This is a genomic window from Streptomyces coeruleorubidus, assembly GCF_008705135.1.
In the GTDB taxonomy this organism is placed as follows: domain Bacteria; phylum Actinomycetota; class Actinomycetes; order Streptomycetales; family Streptomycetaceae; genus Streptomyces; species Streptomyces coeruleofuscus.
Window position 1 is genome coordinate 7,480,309 of the sequence record NZ_CP023694.1, and the last position, 20,738, is coordinate 7,501,046.

Genomic DNA, 20,738 nt, shown 5'->3' on the forward strand with positions numbered 1-20,738 from the left:
ATCCACGGCCGCCCGGACCGGCCATCGTGAAGGCATGACGAACACAGACGACAAGCCGTCCCTCACCCGGCTCTACGCCCGCCTCGTGGTCTCCGACGGGCCCCGGGCGATCGACTTCTACCGGACCGCGTTCGGCGCCGAGGAGATCGAGCGGTACACCGACCCCGACGGGAAGATCGTGCACGCCATGCTGCGACTCGGCGGCGCGGTGATCGCGGTCAAGGACGCCGACGAGAGCGACCCGGCGCCGGACTCGCTCGGCGGCAGCCCGGTGATCATGGCCCTGGACGTGTCCGACGCCGACGCCGTGGCCGAGGCCATGCTGCGGGGCGGGGCGAGCGTGGTGTATCCGGTCGCCGACCAGCACTACGGGCAGCGCGGCGGCCGTCTCGCCGATCCGTTCGGCCATCTCTGGATGATCTCCCAGACGATCGAGGAGCTGTCCCCTGAGGAGATCCAGCAGCGCACGACCGACCTGTTCACCTGACGGATCACACCCCGATACCGCCCCGGCCAGGGCCGCGTAGGGCCACTCAGTCCGCGCCCGGCCGCGGCGTGACGCGTCACAAGACCCTTCTGCGTCCGCGCCCGGCCGCGGCGTGACGCATCACAAGACCCTTCTGCCCCGCGAGTTTCCTTCCGTCCCTGGCGGCCCAGCGTTACCCCCGAAAGCGCCTCACGGCAAGCCCCCGGCGGTGTGAGGACGGCCTCCTCGGCCATGTGACCACGGCCCGCCACCTATGCCGCGTCGAGGGTGCAGGATGCGGGCACCAAGGAGGACAGGCACCCGAACGACGGAGAGGCAGACGATGGTCCCAGCGGAACCGGAACCCCAGCGGATCGGCATACCCGCCGAGTCCACTGCGGGCGAGACCAGGGTGGCGGCGACGCCGGCCACCGTGGGGAGACTTGCCGCGCTCGGCTACGAGGTGGTGGTCGAACCGGGGGCGGGAGCCTCGTCCCGCTTCTCCGACGCGGCCTACGAGGAGGCGGGTGCCCGGCTCGGCGACCCGTGGCAGGCGGAGATCGTGCTCAAGGTGAACGGCCCCTCCAGCGAGGAGATCGGCCGGCTGAGGGACGGGGCGACGCTGATCGCGCTCATCGGCCCCGCGCTGCACCCGGAACTGGTCGACGAGCTGGCGCGGCGGCCGATCACCGTGCTCGCCATGGACGCCGTGCCGCGCATCTCGCGCGCCCAGTCCCTGGACGTGCTCAGCTCGATGGCGAACATCGCCGGATACCGGGCCGTGGTCGAGGCCGCGCACGCCTTCGGCCGGTTCTTCACCGGCCAGGTGACCGCCGCCGGAAAGGTGCCGCCCGCCAAGGTGCTGGTGGCCGGTGCCGGTGTGGCCGGACTCGCCGCGATCGGCGCCGCCCGCAGCCTCGGTGCCGTGGTCCGCGCCACCGACCCCCGGCCCGAGGTCGCCGAGCAGGTCCGCTCGCTGGGCGGGGAGTTCCTGACGGTGGGCGTCGAGCAGGAGGTGAGTACCGACGGCTACGCCAGGGCCACCTCGGAGGACTACGACCGGCTCGCCGCGCAGCTCTACGCCGAGCAGGCCGCCGACGTCGACATCATCATCACCACCGCGCTCATCCCGGGCCGCCCCGCGCCGAGGCTGATCACCGCCGAGGACGTGGCGCGGATGAAGTCCGGCAGCGTGATCGTCGACATGGCGGCTGCCCAGGGCGGCAACGTCGAGGGCACGGTCGCCGGGAAGGCCGTCGTCACCGACAACGACGTGACGATCATCGGCTACACCGACCTGCCCGGCAGGCTCCCGGCCCAGGCCTCGCAGCTCTACGGCACCAACGTCGTCAACCTGATGAAGCTGCTGACCCCGGGCAAGGACGGCCGTCTGGTCCTCGACTTCGACGACGTGGTGCAGCGGTCGATGACCGTGGTCCGCGACGGCGAGAAGACCTGGCCGCCGCCCCCGGTCCAGGTGTCCGCCGCGCCCGCCCCCGCACCCGCCGGCGGTACGGAACCGGCGGCGCCCTCCACGCCGCCGGCGAAGCCCGCCCGCCCCGCGTGGTCCCCGTACGCCCTGGTCGGTGCCGGGGCGCTCGCGCTGTTCCTGGTGACGGCCTTCTCGCCGAGCCAGCTCATCGGCCACTTCACGGTGTTCGTGCTGGCGATCGTCATCGGCTTCTACGTCATCGGCAACGTGCACCACGCGCTGCACACCCCGCTGATGTCGGTCACCAACGCCATCTCCGGGATCGTCGTGGTCGGCGCGCTGCTCCAGATCGGGCACGGGAACACCGCCGTCAACGTGCTGTCGTTCGCCGCGATCCTGCTGGCGAGCATCAACATCTTCGGCGGATTCGCCGTCACCCGCCGGATGCTCGGCATGTTCTCGAAGGGCTGATCACGGATGACCACAGTCACGGCCTCAGAAGCCGCCTACGTCGTCGCCGCGTTGCTGTTCATCCTCAGCCTCGCCGGGCTCTCGCAGCACCGGACCTCCCGCTCGGGAGTCGTCTGGGGCATCGCGGGCATGGTCGTCGCCCTGGCGGCCACCGTCGGTCTCGCCTCGAAGAGCATCACCGCCACCGGACTCGTACTGATCGCCGTCGCCACGGCCGTCGGCGCGGGCATCGGACTGTGGCGGGCCCGGGTGGTCGAGATGACCGGCATGCCGGAGCTGATCGCCATCATGCACAGCCTCGTCGGTCTCGCCGCCGCGTTCGTCGGCTGGAACGGCTACCTCGACGTCGACGCCGGGAGCCACGGCGGTGAGGAGCTCACCGGTTCGCTGCTCGGCATCCACCACGCCGAGGTGTTCATCGGGGTGTTCATCGGTGCCGTCACCTTCACGGGTTCCGTCGTCGCGTACCTGAAGCTCTCGGCGCGCATCAACTCCCGCCCGCTCACGCTGCCCGGCAAGCACGTCCTCAACGTGGGCGCCCTGGTCGCGTTCGTCGCGCTGACCGTCGCGTTCGTGGCACGCCCCCACATCGGTCTGCTCATCGCGGTCACCGTCATCGCCCTCGCCCTGGGCGCGCACCTGGTCGCCTCCATCGGCGGCGGTGACATGCCGGTGGTCGTCTCCATGCTCAACAGCTACTCCGGCTGGGCCGCCGCCGCCTCGGGCTTCCTGCTCGCCAACAACCTGCTCATCGTCACCGGCGCGCTGGTCGGCTCCTCCGGTGCCTACCTGTCGTACATCATGTGCAAGGCGATGAACCGGTCCTTCATCTCGGTGATCGCCGGCGGCTTCGGCACCCCGGCCGCGGCGGCCGACGAGGGCGAGCAGGGCGAGCACCGCGAGATCAGCGCCGAGGAGACCGCGGAACTCCTGCGCGACGCCTCCTCGGTGATCATCACGCCCGGCTACGGCATGGCCGTCGCCCAGGCCCAGTACCCGGTCGCCGAGCTGGCGCGCAAGCTGCGCGAGCGGGGCGTCGAGGTGCGCTTCGGCATCCACCCCGTCGCCGGCCGGCTGCCCGGGCACATGAACGTGCTGCTCGCCGAGGCGAACGTGCCGTACGACATCGTCCTGGAAATGGACGAGATCAACGACGACTTCGCCGCCACCTCGGTCGTCCTGGTCATCGGCGCCAACGACACCGTCAACCCGGCCGCCACCGACAACCCGGCCAGCCCCATCGCGGGTATGCCGGTGCTGCACGTGTGGGAGGCGGCCAACGTGGTCGTCTTCAAGCGGTCGATGGCCGCCGGGTACGCCGGTGTGCAGAACCCGCTGTTCTTCCGGGAGAACAGCCAGATGCTCTTCGGCGACGCCAAGCAGCGCGTGGAGGACATCCTGCGCAGCCTGGACGCCCTCGACGCGCCTGTCCGGGAGATGGCCGGCAGCACGCGCTGAAGGGCGACGCCCGTAGCCGACCGGGCGACGATCGCAGATGAGGCACCATCCGTGCTGTTCGCACACGGGTGGTGCCTCATCTGTGCGTTGGGGGGCGGGCACATCCGCACCCTCAGCCGCTGCCGCCCCGGGCCGGTGAGCGCCCGTCACCTCGTCTAATCCTCGAGCCATGGCCCCTCCGTAGCCTTCCAGGTACGGAATTCGCACCCGCCCGGCCTGGCACAGGAGGACCAAGTGGCGCACCACACGACCACGCCCGACTGGAAGTTGTTCTCCGTCGTGCAGGCGGTGTACCGCCAGGGCCCCCGCTGTGGGACATCGAGGACTGGGTCCAGCGCAAGGCGGTGAAGTTCGCGCAGTCCGTCCAGAGCCGCGTACCGAACTCCGCCAAGTTGTTCCGGCAGCACACGACCAAGGCCGCCTACGCCGAGCGGGAGGCACGGTGGGCCGATGACGAGGGCGACTACCGTCTGCATCTCCTGCCCGCCGTCGACGTGATGGCGGAAGTCATCGAGGACTTGGTGAACGGCGAGGACTTCCCGGCGAAGTGGGACCGCAGGGAGACGATCGCGGTCATCAAGGGTGGCCTGCACCTCGCGGACACCAAACTCACTCGCCGTCAGCGGGAGGCCATCCACCTGGAGTCCTTGATCGGCGTGGATCGGAGGACAGCTGCTCGCGCCATGAACGTGGGCGTCAAGTGCGCTGGTTCGCACCTGAGCTCGGGATGGCTCGAGCTGCCCAAGCACCGGGCGAACCCCCTGGTCATGCGGTGGTTCGTCGAGTCGATCGGCGGCACCTTCCCCACCAAGGCCGTCAGGAGCGTCAAGGAGGAGATGCCGAGGAACGTCCAGATGCCGGTCCCGGCCGGGGCCATCGAGGAGAACGAGAGCGTTTGATCGCGGACGGCCGTCCAGGACCACGCAGCCGTCCCGGTGCTCCCGCCGGAGAACGGCGAAACCGAGAAGGACCAACGCCACGAGGAGGACTGTGGGATGACACCACCCAGCACCACCGCCATCACGGACGACGAGAGGGAGGGCACCGTGACTGCGAAGTTCTTCACCTACGAGGAGACCGGCTCGTCCTCGCGCAGCCACGCCTTCGAGGAGTCCGCGATGCATGCATGCCGCACTGCCAGGCAGGCTCAGCGCGCCCGCACACACGCCAGGATCGCCAGGATTCCCCGGTTCGCGATGCCGATGGGAGCGTTCGTCATGGCGGCGGCCGCCACGCTGATCACCGCTTTCAGCGTGGGCACCTCATCGGCGATCGCGCTGCAGGTCGGTGGCGCCATGGCTGCCGCGTACGGCGTCATGAGCGACGTGCGCATCTCCATCACCGAGGACGACCCCGACTGGCGTACGCGACACCGGGTCACCGCGTTCTTCTTTCGTCAGCACCCGTTGGACCGTGAATGAAAGGAGCGGACCGAGCGGGCCCGGAACCCTTGACCGCGGAGCCGCCGAGCGTCCTCGATCCGACCGAGTGCTTCGCAGTGACCGACAACCTCGCAGATCAGGCGGACCCCATGCAGATCTACTTCATCCACCAGCCAAGGCGCCCCCACAGCGATCGTGACCGGCTGCGCAACTGCCGCCTCCACCCCGTCGACGACCGCCGACTGAGCAGACCTCCCGACCGGCCGGCCAAGAAGACCATCCGGTCCTGATCATGCTGCGGCCCCGGGCTCTGCAAAGCCCGAGGCCGCAGCTGAACGCACCGCCTGAACGGTGCCGGAATCCATGCTCACCGGACCCTGGCAAGGTCACGCCGGTGAGCACCATCCTCACTAAGGACAACACCATGCTGCCCTGCTTTAGTTCCTTCCCGCCGGTGAACAACACGAATACATCTCGGCCGCTCGTCCTCGCGGCGGCCGCCGAGGCCACCGGCGCGGGGCTGTCGCCCGTGCTGACCTGGAGCGCCGTCGGGGTCATCGTCGCGGCCGTCGGCATCCTGCTCGTCGTGTTGTTCCGCCGCCGCGACACACGGACCAAGACGCTCACCCCCGGCTATGACGCGGCCGGCAGCGCGCTGGTGCTGCTGAACAGGCTCGCGACCAAGACCGCGGTCACCGGCGTCACGGCCGAGCTGGACAAGCTGCCGGACCTCGTCAGCCTCCTCGCGATCGCGGACGGCCGCTCCCCGAAGATCGGGTTCGGCGTCATCGTGACCGAGATCAATGGCTACCTGGACAACGCGTTCCCGCAGGACTACACCGCACAGATCGCCGCCAACCCCGGTTCGGGCGACGCCTACACCGCGCTCGCCCGTAACCAGGGCATCAAACTGGAGGCCGCGCGCACCGCGATCACCATCGTGCAGCGCCGCGTCGAGAAGCTGACCGGCAAGTGACCTGAACGCGCCGTCTCGCGACGGTGACGTACGGGGCCCGGGGCAGACAAAGGGCCGGCCCGGCACTGTGGGTGCCGGGCCGGCCTTGTCTTCGATGCCCCCGTCGCACGGGGCACCCGAACCGATCAGTCCGTGCCGGAGTCCATCGCGGCGCGGTCCAGCCACGCGTCCTCCTCGGAGACCGCGCCCCGGGAGGCGATGGCCTCGGCGCCGCCCTGGGGCAGCTCCGGCATGGTGCCGATCAGCCCGGTCGCGGCGGCCTGGGAGGCGCCGATGGTCGGGCTGCCGGTGCCGATCAGGCCGATGCCGGCGTACTGCTCCAGCTTGGCGCGGGAGTCGGCGATGTCCAGGTTGCGCATGGTGAGCTGGCCGATCCGGTCCACCGGGCCGAACGCGGAGTCCTCGGTGCGCTCCATGGACAGCTTGTCCGGGTGGTAGCTGAACGCCGGGCCGGTCGTGTCGAGGATCGAGTAGTCCTCACCGCGCCGCAGCCGCAGCGTCACCTCGCCGGTGACGGCCGCGCCGACCCACCGCTGGAGCGACTCGCGGATCATCAGCGCCTGCGGGTCCAGCCAGCGGCCCTCGTACATCAGCCGGCCGAGCCGCCGTCCCTCGGTGTGGTACTGGGCGAGGGTGTCCTCGTTGTGGATCGCGTTGACCAGGCGCTCGTACGCGGCGTGCAGCAGGGCCATGCCCGGGGCCTCGTAGATGCCGCGGCTCTTGGCCTCGATGATCCGGTTCTCGATCTGGTCCGACATGCCCAGGCCGTGCCGCCCGCCGATGGCGTTGGCCTCCATGACCAGGTCGACGGGGGAGGAGAACTCCTTGCCGTTGATCGTCACGGGGCGGCCCTGTTCGAAGCCGATCGTCACGTCCTCGGTGGCGATGTCGACCTCGGGGTCCCAGAACCTCACGCCCATGATCGGCTCGACGGTCTCGACGCCGGTGTCCAGGTGCTCCAGGGTCTTCGCCTCGTGTGTGGCGCCCCAGATGTTGGCGTCGGTGGAGTACGCCTTCTCCGTGCTGTCGCGGTAGGGCAGCCCGTGGGCGAGCAGCCACTCGGACATCTCCTTGCGGCCGCCGAGCTCGGTCACGAACGCCGCGTCCAGCCAGGGCTTGTAGATCCGCAGGTGCGGGTTGGCGAGCAGGCCGTAGCGGTAGAACCGCTCGATGTCGTTGCCCTTGAAGGTCGAGCCGTCGCCCCAGATCTGGACGTCGTCCTCGAGCATCGCGCGCACCAGCAGCGTGCCGGTGACGGCACGGCCGAGCGGCGTGGTGTTGAAGTACGCCCGCCCGCCCGAGCGGATGTGGAACGCGCCGCAGGTCAGCGCCGCCAGGCCCTCCTCGACCAGCGCGGCACGGCAGTCGACCAGGCGCGCGATCTCGGCACCGTAGGTCTTCGCACGGCCGGGCACCGACGCGATGTCGGGCTCGTCGTACTGGCCGATGTCGGCGGTGTAGGTGCACGGGACGGCGCCCTTGTCGCGCATCCACGCGACCGCGACGGAGGTGTCGAGACCGCCCGAGAAGGCGATGCCGACGCGCTCGCCGGCGGGCAGGGAGGTGAGGACCTTGGACATAGAAAGAGTATGTATCACTTTGCATAGTCATGCAAGCCGGGTATGCGAAATCGCCGTTCCGGTAGCTTCCGGTCTAGGAATCCGCCGCCTCGGAGCCACCGCCGAGCGCTCCGAGGATCTGCTCGGCGGCCAGCGTCGGGGTGAGCTCACCCTCCCGGACCCGCTGCTCCAGCACGGGCGCCAGAGCCCGTACCGCCGGGTCGGCCTGCAGCCGGCCGAGGAGTTCGTCGCGGACCATGCTCCAGGTCCAGTCGACCTGCTGGTCACGGCGCTTGGCGGCGAGGCGGCCCGTGGAGTCCAGCAGGGTGCGGTGCTGCTCCAGGCGCTCCCACACCGTGTCCAGGCCGGACGACTCGCGGGCGCTGCAGTGCAGCACCGGCGGCGTCCAGAACGCGTCCTTGCCGTGCATCAGCCGCAGCGCCCCCGCCAGCTCCCTGGCGGCGGCACGGGCGTCGCGCTCGTGCGGCCCGTCCGCCTTGTTCACGGCGATCACGTCGGCCAGTTCCAGGACGCCCTTCTTGATGCCCTGGAGCTGGTCGCCCGTGCGGGCGAGGGTGAGCAGCAGGAAGGAGTCGACCATGTTCGCGACCGCGGTCTCGGACTGCCCGACGCCGACCGTCTCCACCAGGACCACGTCGTAGCCCGCCGCCTCCATCACCACGATCGACTCACGCGTCGCCTTGGCGACCCCGCCCAGCGTGCCCGCGGTGGGGGAGGGGCGGACGAACGCCGCCGGGTCCACGGCCAGCCGTTCCATGCGCGTCTTGTCGCCCAGGATCGAGCCGCCGGTACGGCTGGAGGACGGGTCGACGGCGAGCACCGCCACCCGGTGCCCGAGCCCCGTCAGCATCGAGCCGAACGCGTCGATGAACGTCGACTTGCCCACGCCCGGCACCCCGCTGACGCCGATCCGCCGGGCCCGCCCGCTGTGCGGGAGCAGCTCGGTCAGCAACTCCTGGGCCAGCACCCGGTGCTGAGGGCGGGTCGACTCGACGAGCGTGATGGCCCGGGCGATGATCGCCCGCTTCCCGTCGAGTACGCCCTTCACATACGCGTCGACATCGATCACAGGTCGTGCCCGAGTCCGTCCGACAGCCGCTTCACCAGGTCGTACGCCGCGTCCGGGATCACCGTCCCCGGCGGGAAGACCGCCGCCGCGCCCATCTCCAGCAGCGTCGGCACGTCCTGCGGCGGGATCACCCCGCCGACCACGATCATGATGTCCTCGCGCCCCTCCTCGGCCAGCGCCTCGCGCAGCGCCGGGACGAGGGTGAGGTGACCGGCCGCCAGCGACGAGACGCCGACGATGTGCACGTCCGCCTCGACGGCCTGCCGGGCCACCTCGGCCGGGGTCTGGAACAGCGGGCCGACGTCCACGTCGAAGCCGAGGTCGGCGAAGGCGGTCGCGATCACCTTCTGGCCGCGGTCGTGGCCGTCCTGGCCCATCTTCGCGACCAGGATGCGCGGGCGACGGCCCTCGGCCTCCTCGAAGTCGGAGACCAGGGCGCGGGTGCGGTCCACGGACGGGGACTCCCCTGCTTCGTTGCGATACACGCCGGAGATCGTACGGATCTGGCTCGCGTGCCGGCCGTACACCTTCTCCAGGGCGTCGGAGATCTCGCCGACGGTCGCCTTCGCACGGGCCGCGTGCACCGCCAGCTCCAGCAGGTTGCCCTCGCCCGCGGCGGCCCGGGTCAGCGCCTCCAGCGCGTCCTGGCACGCCCTCTCGTCCCGCTCCGCCCGCAGCCGCCGCAGCTTCTCGATCTGCTGGGCGCGCACGGAGGAGTTGTCGACCTTGAGGACGTCGATCTGCTCGTCGGTCTCGACGCGGTACTTGTTGACGCCGATGACCGGCTGCCGCCCGGAGTCGATCCGGGCCTGCGTGCGGGCCGCCGCCTCCTCGATGCGCAGCTTCGGAATGCCCGCGTCGATGGCCTTGGCCATGCCGCCCGCGGCCTCGACCTCCTGGATGTGCTGCCAGGCCCGCCGGGCGAGGTCGTACGTCAGCCGCTCGACGTAGGCGCTGCCGCCCCAGGGGTCGATGACCCGGGTCGTGCCGGACTCCTGCTGGAGCAGCAGCTGCGTGTTGCGGGCGATGCGCGCCGAGAAGTCGGTGGGCAGGGCCAGCGCCTCGTCGAGGGCGTTGGTGTGCAGCGACTGCGTGTGCCCCTGCGTCGCCGCCATCGCCTCGACGCAGGTGCGCGTCACGTTGTTGAACACGTCCTGCGCGGTCAGCGACCAGCCGGAGGTCTGCGAATGGGTGCGCAGGGACAGGGACTTGGCGTTCTTCGGGTCGAACTGCCTCACCAGCTTCGCCCACAGCAGCCGCGCCGCCCGCAGCTTGGCGACCTCCATGAAGAAGTTCATGCCGATCGCCCAGAAGAACGACAGCCGGGGCGCGAACGCGTCCACGTCCAGGCCGGCTTCACGGCCCGCCCGGATGTACTCCACGCCGTCCGCGAGCGTGTACGCCAGCTCCAGGTCGGCCGTCGCGCCCGCCTCCTGGATGTGGTAGCCGGAGATGGAGATGGAGTTGTAGCGCGGCATCCGCTGCGAGGTGAAGGCGAAGATGTCGGAGATGATCCGCATCGACGGCTTCGGCGGATAGATGTAGGTGTTGCGGACCATGAACTCCTTGAGGATGTCGTTCTGGATGGTCCCCGCCAGCTTCTCCGGCGGTACGCCCTGCTCCTCCGCGGCCACGATGTACAGCGCCAGCACCGGCAGCACGGCGCCGTTCATCGTCATCGACACCGTCATCTTGTCCAGCGGGATCCCGTCGAACAGCTGCCGCATGTCGTAGATCGAGTCGATCGCCACGCCCGCCATGCCGACGTCACCGGTCACGCGCGGGTGGTCGCTGTCGTAGCCCCGGTGCGTGGGCAGGTCGAAGGCGACCGACAGGCCCTTCTGCCCGGCCGCGAGGTTGCGCCGGTAGAACGCGTTGGACTCCTCGGCCGTGGAGAAACCGGCGTACTGGCGGATCGTCCAGGGCTGGTTGACGTACATCGTCGGGTACGGGCCGCGCAGATACGGAGCCGTGCCCGGGTACGTGTCCAGGAAGTCCAGGCCCTCCAGGTCACGCCCGGTGTACAGCGGCTTGACCGCGATGCCCTCCGGGGTCTCCCAGAGCAGGTCGTCACCGCCGGAGGCGTTCTTGACCGCCGTACGCCATTCGTCGGAGCCGCCGTCGGAGGCCGGGGTCCCCAGCTCGATCCCGGAGAAGTCGGGGACGGAACGGTCGGAGGGGGCGGTCATCAGGACACTCCCATGCGGTCGAGGGTCGCGGAGAGCACGGCCACGGCGTCGCAGCCCGCGAAGACGTACGCGTCGACACCGGCGTACTGCCCGGGACGGCCCGCGAGGAACACATGCCGCGCGCCGGAGGCCTTCAGAGCCCGGGCGGTGGCCTCGGCCTGCTCCTCGTACAGCGCGTCGCTGGAGCACAGCACAGCCTCCGTGGCGCCGCTGTCCTCGAAGGTGCCGTCCGTGACGGGCTCGATGCCGCCCGCCTGGAAGAGGTTCGAGGCGAAGGTGAGGCGCGCTGTGTGCGCGGCGGCTGGGCCGATCGCGGCGAGGAAGATCCGGGGCCGGGAACCCGTCGCGGCGAGGTGGGCGTCGGAGCGGGCGCGCAGCGCCTCGAACTCCTCGTCGCGGCGCACCCGCGGCAGCCCGCCGGACAGCGGCTCGGGCGCGCTCTCGCGGACCACCGGCTTCTCCGCGAGATACGGGAACTCGCTGACGCCCGTGACGGGTTCGCGCCGCTTCGCCAGCTTCGTACGGCGGGCCTGCCAGGTGTCGGCCAGGTCCTGCGCGAGGTCCCCCGACCGCAGGGCCGCCGCCTGGCCGCCGAGCCGCTCGATCCTCCGGAAGAACTCCCAGCCCGCGTGGGCGAGTTCGTCGGTGAGCCGCTCCACGTACCAGGAGCCGCCCGCCGGGTCGATCACCCGGGACAGATGCGACTCCTCGATGAGGATGGTCGAGGTGTTGCGGGCGATACGGCGCGCGAACGCGTCGGGCAGGCCGAGGGCGTGGTCGAAGGGCAGCACGGTGACCGAGTCGGCCCCGCCCGCCCCGGCGGCCAGCGTGGCGATGGTGGTGCGCAGCATGTTCACCCACGGGTCGCGGCGCGTCATCATCACCGGCGACGTCACGACGTGCTGGAGCTGCGCTCCCGCGCGCGGCGCCCCGCAGACCTCGGCCACCCGCGCCCACAGCCGGCGCGCGGCCCGCAGCTTGGCGATCGTCAGGAACTGGTCGGCGGTCGCCGCGTACCGGAACTCAAGCTGCGCACAGGCCTGTTCGACGCTCAGCCCCGCCTCGGTGAGGTTCCGCAGATACGCCACGCCCGTGGCCAGCGAGCAACCCAGCTCCTGGGCGGCCGAACCGCCGGCCTCGTGGTACGGCAGCGCGTCCACGGTCAGCGCCCGCAGCCCCGGGTACCCCTCGGCACACAGCCGCGCGAGCTCCGCCGCCGGAGCGACGTCGCCCTCCTGCCCGCTGCGGGCCTCCTGGCCCAGCGGGTCGGCGCCCAGATTGCCGCGCGCCGCCTCCGGGGCGACGCCCCGCTCCGCGTACAGCCGCAGCAGCTCCCGCGCGGCGGGCTCGGTCTCACGCCCCGCGTCGAGGACGACGGGGGCGAGGTCGAGATGGACACCGTCGAGGACCCGGCCGAGCTCCGGCACCGGGATGCCGCCTTTCCCCGCTGCCAGCCACAGGGAGGTGACGCCGTTCTCGAGATCCGCGAGCACCGCGCCGCCGTCGGCCACCGCGTGCCGCTGCCGTACGTCCCAGCCGCCGAGCGTGTTCCCCTCGGCCCGGCCGCCCCGCACGAAGGGAGCGAATCCGGGCAGGCCCGGCTCGGGCGCGGTGTCGTGCGCGGTGTAGAGAGGCCGGGTGCGCAACCCGTCCTCCAGCGCGGTGGACAGGGCTTCCTCGGCCTCGGCGCCCTCCACTTCCTTGCCCGACTTGCGCAGCACACCCGCCACAAGGCGCTGCCACTGCTCATGGGGCACATCAGGGAAGTCGCCGGCCAGCTCGAGCCCGTCGTCAGGCAGGACCGTCATGCTCGGATGCTAGGACACGGACACAGAGGAGCAGCAGTGGACGAGGCTGTGACCTTTCCCTCGCCGTTTCTGTGATCCCGATCTCCCTTGAGGGGAGACGTTCACAAGGTAACCGGACCGGACAGGGAGCAGCCTCCGCCAGGGAGCCGCCCTACGACAAGGAGCGTGCACGCCATGGGTACCGCCGTCCACGTCCCGCAGACCCGGGACATGATCGGAGAAGAGCTCTCCGGAGACGAGGCGTTCACCGCCCTGCGCCACTACGGAGGGCTGCGGCTGCTGGCCGACGCCTTCGCACGGTTCCGGTACGCGGACGGCTTCACCAACGCGCGGGCCCTCGCCTTCCAGGTGGTGCTCGGGCTGGTCCCGTGCACCGTGGCGCTCGTCGGGCTGGCCACGTCGGTGCACACGGAGGGCGTGGGCCGGGTCATCGAGCAGACGCTCGGCCGGATCGTGCCGGGGGCCAGCGCGCAGATCGTCGAGGACGCCTTCGAAGGGACGCGGCGCACCGCGCACGGCGATGTCTGGGGCACGCTCGCCCTGTGGCTCGGTCTGGGCTTCGCGCTGCTGAACCTCGCCTCGGCCATGGGCCAGATCGAGCGCGGCGCCAACCGCATCTACGGCATCGAGCGCGACCGTCCCTTCCCGCGCAAGTACGGGCGGGCGATCGTTCTCGCGCTCGCCGCCGGCCTGCCCCTGGGGCTGGGGTTCGTCGTTCTCGTCGCAGGCGAGGCCGTGGGCGACGCCCTGGCGGACTCGGCGGGCTGGGAGGCCAGCGGGTCGCGGTGGTGGGGTGTGCTCGACATCCCCGTGGGGCTCGCGCTGGCCTGGGTGGCCTCCGCCGTGATCTTCCGCTGGTCGCCCCGCCGCGTCCAGCCCGGCTACACGTGGCTCGCCTTCGGCTCGGCCGTGCATCTGCTGCTGTGGGTGTCGGCCACGTGGCTGCTCGCGCTGTACGTCGAGGAAAGCGGTGCCTTCGGCGCCGTCTACGGGCCGCTCACCGCCTTCATCGCCCTGCTGCTGTGGGCGAACCTCACCGCGGTCGCGCTCTTCCTCGGCATCGCGTTCGCCGCCCAGCTGGAGGCGGCCCGCGCCGGCATCGAGTCAGCCGTCCAGCCGGACCCGGGACCCGGCGCGTGAGCCCGGACGTCAGCCGAGCAGCCGCGGCGTCCTCAGCCGCTCGCCGCCGCGGTCACCGTAGCGGGGTCCACCCCGGTCAGTTCGACGATGCGGTGCGGTGGCACGCCGGCGGCCAGCGCGCGTCCGATCAGGCCGTCCCGCCCGTCCGCGCAGTCGCGGTAGGCGAGCAGCTCCTCCTCGACCCGGGCGAGCGGCTCCGGTGCCATCCGGTGGCGGACCCGGCTCAGTTCCTCGTCGCTCAGCGGGACGGGCAGCCGTTCCGCTCCCTCGGGAATGGCGGCCGTCTCCTCCGGCGGCAGCAGGCGCAGGTGCGGTGAGGCCGGCGTGCTTCCCTGAGCGTCCAGCCACGCGCGTACCGCGGGGGTCTCCATGCAGGCGAGCTCCCCGACGGCGGCGGGGGCCACGCCGAGCCGCGCGGACGCGTCGTCAAGCAGGAACAGGTAGGCGTCATCGGTCATCCTCGGCTCCTTCTCAACTGGGGGCTGATCGACGATCCATTACCCCGCCGCGCCCGGAATACGGCCGGCTCCGGGAGTCCCCGGCCGTCGCGGCCAGAACCTGTCCGCAACCCTCGCTACCGTGCCCATATGACGAACACCAAGCGGAGCGTCGCCGGCACGGCACCCCTCCTCGGTACCCGGGCCCTCAACCGCGCCACCCTGGACCGCCAGTTGCTCCTGCGCCCGGCCCGGATCTCCGCCGCCGCGGCCGTCGGGCACCTGGTCGGTCTCCAGGCGCAGAACGTCAAGCCCCCGTACTACGCGCTCGCCGCCCGCCTCGACGGATTCACCCCCGAGGCGCTGTCCCGGCTGATGGCCGACCGCGAGGTCGTCCGGATCGTCACGATGCGCTCCACCATCCACACCCACACCGCGGACGACTGCCTCACGCTGCGTCCGCTGGTGCAGCCCGCCCGGGACCGGGAGCTGACGCAGTTCCGCAAGGGACTCGCCGGTGTCGACCTGGACCGGCTCGCCGCTCTCGCCCGCGAGCTCGTCGAGACCGAGCCCCGCACCATGAAGCAACTGCGCGAGGCCCTGCTCCGGGAGTGGCCCGACGCCGACCCGCAGGCCCTGTCCGTCGCCGCCCGGTGCCGGCTGCCGCTCGTGCAGGTGACCCCGCGCGGTCTGTGGGGCCGGAGCGGGCAGGTCACTCTGACCACCGCCGAGCACTGGCTCGGCCGTCCCGCCGGACCGCCCGCCACGCCCGACGCGGTCGTCCTGCGCTACCTCGCCGCCTTCGGCCCGGCCTCCGTGCGGGACATGCAGGCCTGGGCCGGACTGACCCGCCTGCGCGACGCCTTCGAACGTCTCCGTCCGCGACTCGTCACCTTCCGGGACGAGGGCGGCGTCGAGCTCTTCGACCTGCCGGACGCCCCCCGCCCCGACCCGGACACCCCGGCCCCGCCGCGCTTCCTGCCCGAGTTCGACAACCTGCTGCTCTCCCACGCCGACCGCACCCGCGTCGTCCCGCCCGAGTACCGGGGCCGCTCCTGGCAGGGCAACTTCGCCTACTGCACGCTCCTGGTCGACGGGTTCCTCGCGGGCCTGTGGCGACTGGAGGAGCACGCGCTCGTGATCGAGCCCTTCGGCCGGCTCACCGGGGCCCAGCGGGACGAGGTCGTCGCCGAGGGGGAGCGGATGCTGCGGACGATGCACCCGGAGACGTCGTACGACATCCGCTTCGGCGCCGTACGCGCCGCATGACCGCGAGGCCGGCCCCAGGCATGGAGAGGGGGCGTTGCGGGCCGCTCGTGGAGGCCCGCAACGCCCCCTGGTATGTCACCTGAGGGGTACTCAGGAGTTCTGCTGGGTCACGAGTTGAGCTGCGTCGTGACCAGGTTGGAGAAGGTGGTCAGCCGGGTGTAGACACCCGGGTAACCGGCCTGGGCGCAGCCCTCGCCCCAGGAAGTGATGCCTGCCAGGACGCCCCCGATGAGCAGGGGACCGCCGCTGTCGCCCTGGCAGGTGTCCACGCCGCCGGAGGTGTATCCGGCGCACACCATGTCGCTCCGCACGAAGTCGGCGCCGTAGGAGCTGCCGCAGCTGGAGTCGGACACGGTCGGTACGGTCGCGGTGCGCAGCTGGTTGGAGGAGCTGCCGTTCGAGGAGGTGGTGCCCCAGCCGAGGATGCGGGCGGTGGTGCCGGCCGCGTACACCGAAGTCTGTGAGGCGGAGACGTACTTCGCCGGCGTGTACGGCATCGACGTCGACAGCGTCAGCACGGCCACGTCCTCGCCGTCGGTGACGCTGGTGTAGTTCGGGTGGATCCAGATCTTGCTGACTCTGCCGACCGTGCCGTTGGTGCCGTTGAGGTAGGTGCGTCCGCCGACGACCCGAACGCTGCCGGCGCTCTCGCCGACCATGCAGTGGGCGGCGGTGACGACCTTGGTGGGCGAGACGAGCGTGCCGCCGCAGAACTGGTTCTGCGAGGCGTCCGTGATCTGCATGACGAACGGGTACGCGGTCGTCGTGGTCGTGGTACCGCCGACGATCGGCTGGGGCGCGGCGACGGCGGCGGGGGCGGAGAGCAGCGCGGTCGCGGCGGCGGCAGCGGTCGCCGTGGCGACGGCGGCGGCCTTCTTGACACGGTTGAACCCGAACATGGGTCTCCTCGGGGAGTTGCCGGTGGGGGGTCGCGCGGGTGGGTGGTGCACGGTGACCCTGACTCCGTTGTTCGGATCTCCGTGTGCCCGGCGAGCGGCACGCGACAAAGCTAGAGCCCGGCAGGCCGGGCTCCCAATGAGGGAACCCCCTAAGGGAGTTGGGCAGGGAAAACCCTCGGTGGGGCGTTGTCGAACCTGGTGGGACGCAGGCGGGGTCAGGTAGAGCGGCGGCCCGCCGCCAGCCGGACGATGTCCACCCGCGAACGGATTCCCAGCTTCCGGTAGACCCGGGTCAGGGTCGCCTCGACGGTCTTCACGCTGATGAACAGCCGGGCCGCGATCTCCCGGTTGGTGGCGCCCTCCATCACCAGCGAGGCGACCTGACGCTCCATCGACGCGAGGCCCTCCAGCGCGTCGAGCGCGACGGGCGGTGCCGGTGAGGCCGGCTCCAGCGCCGCGGGACCGGCCGCGGCGGCCGCGTCGACCTGCCGCAGCCAGGGCAGCGCCCGGCAGCGCCGGAACAGCCGGGCGGCCTCGTCGTACGACGCCGGCCCCGGCAGGGGAGTCCCGCCGCCACGGGGGAAAGCGGCGGTCTGGGCGCGCAGCCGGGCCAGTGCGAAGGCGGCCCGCGCCTCCTCCAGGCCGTAGCCCAGCCTGCCGAGCCGGTCCTGAACGGACGTCAGCCGCACCAGGGCGGCCTCGTGTTCGCCGCGGGCCGCCCGCACCAGCGCCTCGGCCCGGTCGAGGACGGCCAGCACGCTCTCCCGGCCCAGCCGCAGCGCGTGCACCCGTGCCGTGTCGATGACGTCCTGGGCCTCGCCCGGTTCGCCGATACGCACCAGGGCCTCGGCGAGGTCGCCGTGCCAGCGGCCGCGCGCCGGGTCGTTGATGCCGAGGCCCTGCTCCAGCTCGCGCACCCGGCGCAGCGAACGGACCGCGCCCGCCGGGTCCCCGGCCACCGACTGGGCGTAGCCCAGCGCCGCCAGGGCGCGGGACAGGTACATCTGGTCGCCGTCGACCTCGGCGTGGTCGGCCGCCTCACGGGCGAGGACCAGCGCCCGGTCGACGTCCCCGGCGGAGGCCTCCGCGAGGGAGGCGAGCATGGCCGAGGCGCCCTCGCCGATCCCGGCGTCCCGGGCGAGCCGCAGGCTCTCGCGGGCCAGGTCCAGGGCCCGGCCGCAGTGCCCGGAGCGCAGTTCCGTGTCGGCGAGGAAGCGCAGGAAGTGCACCTCGCTCTCGACCATGCCGCGCCTGCGCACCTCGCGCAGCAGCGCGGTGATGGTCGCCCGCGCCTCGGGAAGCTGGTCGCTCATGATCAGCCAGCGGAAGCGGGCCGAGCCGGCGCCGTTGTGGTGGCAGGCCACATACGGGTCCTGCGGCTCCCTCAGCGCCCGTTTGACGGTCTCGGGGGCGCCCGGGTGGCCCATCAGCGTCTCGGTGGAGGCCTGGAAGGACAGCGCCATCAGCTCGGTGCGCCGGTCCTCCCCGCGGGCGGCCAGCTCCGCCGCGTGCGCGGCCTCCTGCCGGGCTTCGGCGAAATCGCCCTCCACGACCAGACCGCGCCAGGCGAGCTGGTAGTGGACCAGGGCGAGCAGCCCCGGGTCGTCGCCCGCGTCGGCCAGGACCTGTGGGAAGACGGCGTCGACGTCGCCGAGCGCCTGCCCGGCCGCCTCGATGACCACCATCCAGGCGCGCACCCGCTCCGCGGGCACGCTGGCCCGGGTCAGCACGTCCCGGGCGATGTCCCGGGCGAGGTCGGCCTCACCGGCGGTGATGGCGTCCTCCGCGGCCTGGAGCCGCCGCTCGTCCGGGCCGGGCGTGCTGTCCGCCGGGGTGTGCCGGGCTGCGAGCAGCCCGAGCGAGGCGGCCACGGACGGCGCCCCGCGGTCCCGGGCCAGCGCACCGGCCTCCGCGAGCCGGGCCGCCACGTCCGGGTCGGTGCCGGTGGTCGCCAGGGCCAGGTGCCGGGCCCGCTCGATCGGGTCGGAGGCCGCCGTGGACAGCGCGGCGTGCACGGCCCGCCGCTCCCGCGCCGGGGCCTCCGCGTACAGCGCGGCCGAGATCAGCGGATGCGCGAACCGTACGGCGGGGCCCTCCGGCTCCGTCGCCAGCAGTCCCAGGGCGGCGGCCTGGGCGGTCTCGGCCTCGGCGTGCTCCCGGCCGGCCGCGTGCAGCAGCGCCAGCGTGGGACGGGCACCGGCACTGGCCACGAGCAGGGTGCGGCGCGCCTCGTCGGACAGCATCTCCAGCCGACTCAGCACCAGCGCCCGCAGCGAGGTGGGCACGGGCAGCGGCTCGCCGGGCCGGGGCCGGGCCGGGCTCTCGGCCAGGGCGCGGCCCAGCTCCAGCGCGAAGAGCGGGTTACCGCCGCTGGTGCGGTGGATGTCGCGGACCGTGGAGCGGGACAGGGGGGTGTAGCCGCGGTGGTCGAGCAGCGCGGAGACCTGCGTACGGGTCAGCGGGCCCAGCCGGACGGCGAGCGTGTCGGGCGGGGACGCGCGTAGATGGCGGTCGTACTCCTGGCCCTCGGTCCGCACCGCGCACAGCATCTGCACGGGCGTGTCGCCCAGCCGGCGGGCGGCGAAACCGAGCAGCTCGGCGCTGGCCGCGTCCAGCCACTGGAGGTCGTCGGCGACGACCAGCACCGGGCCCTTGGCGGCGAGGGCGCGCAGCGCCGACAGCACGGCGAGGCGCAGGGCGAGCCCGTCGCGCTGGAGGGTGGACTCGCCGCGCCCGGTGAGGGCGGACTCCAGGGCGGTGCGCTGGGCTGCGGGCAGCGCGCCGGACACCTCGTCCAGGACCAGGCCGAACAGGTCGGCCAGCGCCAGGAAGGGCAGGTGGGATTCGGACTCGGTGGCCGAGCAGCGCAACACGGTCCGGGCCGCGCCGGCGTAATCCGCGGCCAGTGCCCGCAGGACCGTGGACTTTCCAATTCCCGCGGGGCCGTGGAGCAGCACACTTCCGCCCCGGCCGAGCTGTTCGCGTGCCGACGTGAACAGGTCCTCCCGGCCGATGACCACGTCGGGGCGGCTCCTGGGAGGCTCCTGGAAGTCCCGTCGCACGGTCACCGCTCCCCTCCGTGTGTCGTGTCCTGGCCAATATTAGGCAACAGCTCTTTGAATTTCGGACGGACGGCGTGGTGAGGGAAATAACAGCGCAGGTCCGGGCGCGAATTCATGGGGCTCCCGAATGCGGCGGAACAGGCCGGTGGCGCCCGGCCGGTAACCCGTCGGCATATCGAACGGGCAAGAGTATCGGAAAACATCGGAAACTACGGCAACCATCCCGCCCGGCGCGCGGCGACCACGGCCTCGCCCCGGGTCCGGGCCCGCAGCCTCCGCATGGCCGACCGCAGATACCCCTTGACGGTCTCGGGCGTCACGCCCAGCCGCTCGGCCGCGACCGCGTTCGTGGCCCCCGCGGCGACACAGGCCAGCACGTCCACCTCCCGCGGCGCGAGCCGGACCCGGTCCGACGGGACGGAATCGGCCGTCAGCAGGGCGCACGCGTCGAGCAGCTCGGCCCGCAGCTCAGGATCGGCGATCTTCGGGGCCAGTGCCCGCAGCGCCGCGTGCGCCTCCCGCACCTGCTCACGTCCCACGCCGGCCCCGCCCCCGGCGGCGAGCGAGCGGGCCTCCTCGCGCACGACCAGCGCCCGCTCCACGTCCCGCGCCGCCTCGACGGCCTCGTCCAGCATGCGCCCGCCCAGCGGCAGGGCCGTGCGCAGCGCCCCGTACAGCACCCCGCGCACCGAGTGCCGTACGACCACCGGCACGGCCAGCACCGAGCGCAGTCCCTCCACCGCCACCGGGGCGTCGTACTCGTGGCTGATCTGCCGCGACGCCGAGTAGTCCGTCACCACGCACGGCCGGGCCAGCACCACCGTCTTGCCGCCCAGCCCGTTCCCGGACGTCACCACCAGCGAACGCAGGGCGTGCGTCGCCGTGCCGCTCAGTTCGCTGATGCGCATCTGCCGCCCGGCCTCCATCAGGCCGCCGAAGGCGACCGGAAGGCCGGTGGCGCGCCGCAGACGGAGCAGCGCGTTCCGTATCGCGACCGCGTCGGTCGCGTCTGCTGTCACCTGTTCGCCCCTTCACTACGGCGCCTGTGCGGGCGCACACCCCCGTTCGGGGGTAGTGAGACCTGCATCACGGATTACACG

The 20,738-nt window shown here is 72.1% G+C and carries 17 protein-coding genes; 9 read left to right on the forward strand and 8 right to left on the reverse strand.

From position 1 onward, the window contains the following. The first annotated feature begins 34 nt into the window (after positions 1–34). The 7 genes from CP976_RS34510 to CP976_RS34535 all read left to right on the forward strand — a co-directional run bounded on the left by CP976_RS34510 (position 35) and on the right by CP976_RS34535 (position 6,185). Complete coding sequence (locus CP976_RS34510) at positions 35–487, forward strand: VOC family protein (RefSeq protein WP_150483835.1); 453 nt, start codon at positions 35–37, stop codon at positions 485–487. Between the two features lie 322 nt (positions 488–809). Further along, positions 810–2,369, forward strand: a complete 1,560-nt coding sequence (locus tag CP976_RS34515) for a Re/Si-specific NAD(P)(+) transhydrogenase subunit alpha (RefSeq protein ID WP_150483836.1) — start codon at positions 810–812, stop codon at positions 2,367–2,369. A 6-nt stretch (positions 2,370–2,375) separates the two neighbouring features. Next, positions 2,376–3,827, forward strand: a complete 1,452-nt coding sequence (pntB, locus tag CP976_RS34520) for a Re/Si-specific NAD(P)(+) transhydrogenase subunit beta (protein ID WP_150483837.1) — start codon at positions 2,376–2,378, stop codon at positions 3,825–3,827. Positions 3,828–4,171: 344 nt separating this feature from the next. Beyond that, positions 4,172–4,726 (forward strand): hypothetical protein, encoded by a 555-nt coding sequence (locus CP976_RS34525; protein ID WP_150483838.1) that lies wholly within the window; start codon positions 4,172–4,174, stop codon positions 4,724–4,726. Between the two features lie 96 nt (positions 4,727–4,822). Continuing rightward, a complete protein-coding gene (locus CP976_RS34530) occupies positions 4,823–5,248 on the forward strand; it encodes a hypothetical protein (protein ID WP_150483839.1) in 426 nt (141 codons plus the stop codon). A gap of 110 nt (positions 5,249–5,358) precedes the next feature. After that, complete coding sequence (locus tag CP976_RS43075; RefSeq protein ID WP_167537474.1) at positions 5,359–5,499, forward strand: hypothetical protein; 141 nt, start codon at positions 5,359–5,361, stop codon at positions 5,497–5,499. 104 nt (positions 5,500–5,603) lie between these two features. After that, a complete protein-coding gene (locus CP976_RS34535; protein ID WP_150483840.1) occupies positions 5,604–6,185 on the forward strand; it encodes a hypothetical protein in 582 nt (193 codons plus the stop codon). Between the two features lie 125 nt (positions 6,186–6,310). On the opposite strand, the gene argG is transcribed toward CP976_RS34535, so the two are convergent. The 4 genes from argG to CP976_RS34555 all read right to left on the reverse strand — a co-directional run bounded on the left by argG (position 6,311) and on the right by CP976_RS34555 (position 12,831). Then, the gene (gene argG, locus CP976_RS34540) at positions 6,311–7,765 is read right to left on the reverse strand and encodes an argininosuccinate synthase (RefSeq protein ID WP_150483841.1); all 1,455 of its coding nucleotides are present in this window, start codon (positions 7,763–7,765) and stop codon (positions 6,311–6,313) included. A 73-nt stretch (positions 7,766–7,838) separates the two neighbouring features. Then, positions 7,839–8,834: a methylmalonyl Co-A mutase-associated GTPase MeaB gene (meaB, locus tag CP976_RS34545; protein WP_150483842.1), complete on the reverse strand. Its 996-nt coding sequence runs from the start codon at positions 8,832–8,834 to the stop codon at positions 7,839–7,841. After that, a complete protein-coding gene (gene scpA, locus CP976_RS34550) occupies positions 8,831–11,023 on the reverse strand; it encodes a methylmalonyl-CoA mutase (RefSeq protein WP_150483843.1) in 2,193 nt (730 codons plus the stop codon). The genes meaB and scpA overlap by 4 nt, the downstream gene beginning before the upstream one ends. Then, on the reverse strand, positions 11,023–12,831 hold the full coding sequence (locus CP976_RS34555) for a methylmalonyl-CoA mutase subunit beta (RefSeq protein WP_150483844.1): 1,809 nt from the start codon (positions 12,829–12,831) through the stop codon (positions 11,023–11,025). The genes scpA and CP976_RS34555 overlap by 1 nt, the downstream gene beginning before the upstream one ends. A gap of 174 nt (positions 12,832–13,005) precedes the next feature. On the opposite strand from CP976_RS34555, the gene CP976_RS34560 reads away from it, so the two are divergent. Beyond that, positions 13,006–13,971 (forward strand): YihY/virulence factor BrkB family protein, encoded by a 966-nt coding sequence (locus CP976_RS34560; protein ID WP_150483845.1) that lies wholly within the window; start codon positions 13,006–13,008, stop codon positions 13,969–13,971. Positions 13,972–14,003: 32 nt separating this feature from the next. On the opposite strand, the gene CP976_RS34565 is transcribed toward CP976_RS34560, so the two are convergent. Further along, positions 14,004–14,429: a DUF6003 family protein gene (locus CP976_RS34565; RefSeq protein WP_150483846.1), complete on the reverse strand. Its 426-nt coding sequence runs from the start codon at positions 14,427–14,429 to the stop codon at positions 14,004–14,006. 129 nt (positions 14,430–14,558) lie between these two features. Between CP976_RS34565 and CP976_RS34570 the strand changes: the two genes are divergently transcribed. Beyond that, positions 14,559–15,677 carry a winged helix DNA-binding domain-containing protein gene (locus CP976_RS34570; protein WP_150483847.1) on the forward strand — a complete coding sequence of 373 codons (1,119 nt, stop codon included), beginning with the start codon at positions 14,559–14,561 and terminating at the stop codon, positions 15,675–15,677. A 107-nt stretch (positions 15,678–15,784) separates the two neighbouring features. On the opposite strand, the gene CP976_RS34575 is transcribed toward CP976_RS34570, so the two are convergent. From CP976_RS34575 to CP976_RS34585, 3 genes are all read right to left on the reverse strand, one after another. Further along, the gene (locus CP976_RS34575) at positions 15,785–16,576 is read right to left on the reverse strand and encodes a S1 family peptidase (RefSeq protein WP_150483848.1); all 792 of its coding nucleotides are present in this window, start codon (positions 16,574–16,576) and stop codon (positions 15,785–15,787) included. 215 nt (positions 16,577–16,791) lie between these two features. Beyond that, positions 16,792–19,644, reverse strand: a complete 2,853-nt coding sequence (locus CP976_RS34580) for a helix-turn-helix transcriptional regulator (RefSeq protein ID WP_150483849.1) — start codon at positions 19,642–19,644, stop codon at positions 16,792–16,794. A gap of 203 nt (positions 19,645–19,847) precedes the next feature. Further along, positions 19,848–20,657 carry a helix-turn-helix transcriptional regulator gene (locus CP976_RS34585; RefSeq protein ID WP_150483850.1) on the reverse strand — a complete coding sequence of 270 codons (810 nt, stop codon included), beginning with the start codon at positions 20,655–20,657 and terminating at the stop codon, positions 19,848–19,850. Positions 20,658–20,738 lie beyond the last annotated feature (81 nt).

Bases quoted from the DNA above. Each gene is read 5' to 3' on its own strand.
- CP976_RS34510 (WP_150483835.1), top strand. From the start codon at position 35: ATGACGAACACAGACGACAAGCCGTCCCTCACCCGGCTCTACGCCCGC.
- CP976_RS34570 (WP_150483847.1), top strand. From the start codon at position 14,559: ATGACGAACACCAAGCGGAGCGTCGCCGGCACGGCACCCCTCCTCGGT.
- CP976_RS43075 (WP_167537474.1), top strand. From the start codon at position 5,359: ATGCAGATCTACTTCATCCACCAGCCAAGGCGCCCCCACAGCGATCGT.
- CP976_RS34575 (WP_150483848.1), bottom strand. From the start codon at position 16,576: ATGTTCGGGTTCAACCGTGTCAAGAAGGCCGCCGCCGTCGCCACGGCG.
- CP976_RS34560 (WP_150483845.1), top strand. From the start codon at position 13,006: ATGGGTACCGCCGTCCACGTCCCGCAGACCCGGGACATGATCGGAGAA.
- CP976_RS34565 (WP_150483846.1), bottom strand. From the start codon at position 14,429: ATGACCGATGACGCCTACCTGTTCCTGCTTGACGACGCGTCCGCGCGG.
- CP976_RS34555 (WP_150483844.1), bottom strand. From the start codon at position 12,831: ATGACGGTCCTGCCTGACGACGGGCTCGAGCTGGCCGGCGACTTCCCT.
- scpA (WP_150483843.1), bottom strand. From the start codon at position 11,023: ATGACCGCCCCCTCCGACCGTTCCGTCCCCGACTTCTCCGGGATCGAG.
- CP976_RS34515 (WP_150483836.1), top strand. From the start codon at position 810: ATGGTCCCAGCGGAACCGGAACCCCAGCGGATCGGCATACCCGCCGAG.
- pntB (WP_150483837.1), top strand. From the start codon at position 2,376: ATGACCACAGTCACGGCCTCAGAAGCCGCCTACGTCGTCGCCGCGTTG.
- argG (WP_150483841.1), bottom strand. From the start codon at position 7,765: ATGTCCAAGGTCCTCACCTCCCTGCCCGCCGGCGAGCGCGTCGGCATC.
- CP976_RS34530 (WP_150483839.1), top strand. From the start codon at position 4,823: ATGACACCACCCAGCACCACCGCCATCACGGACGACGAGAGGGAGGGC.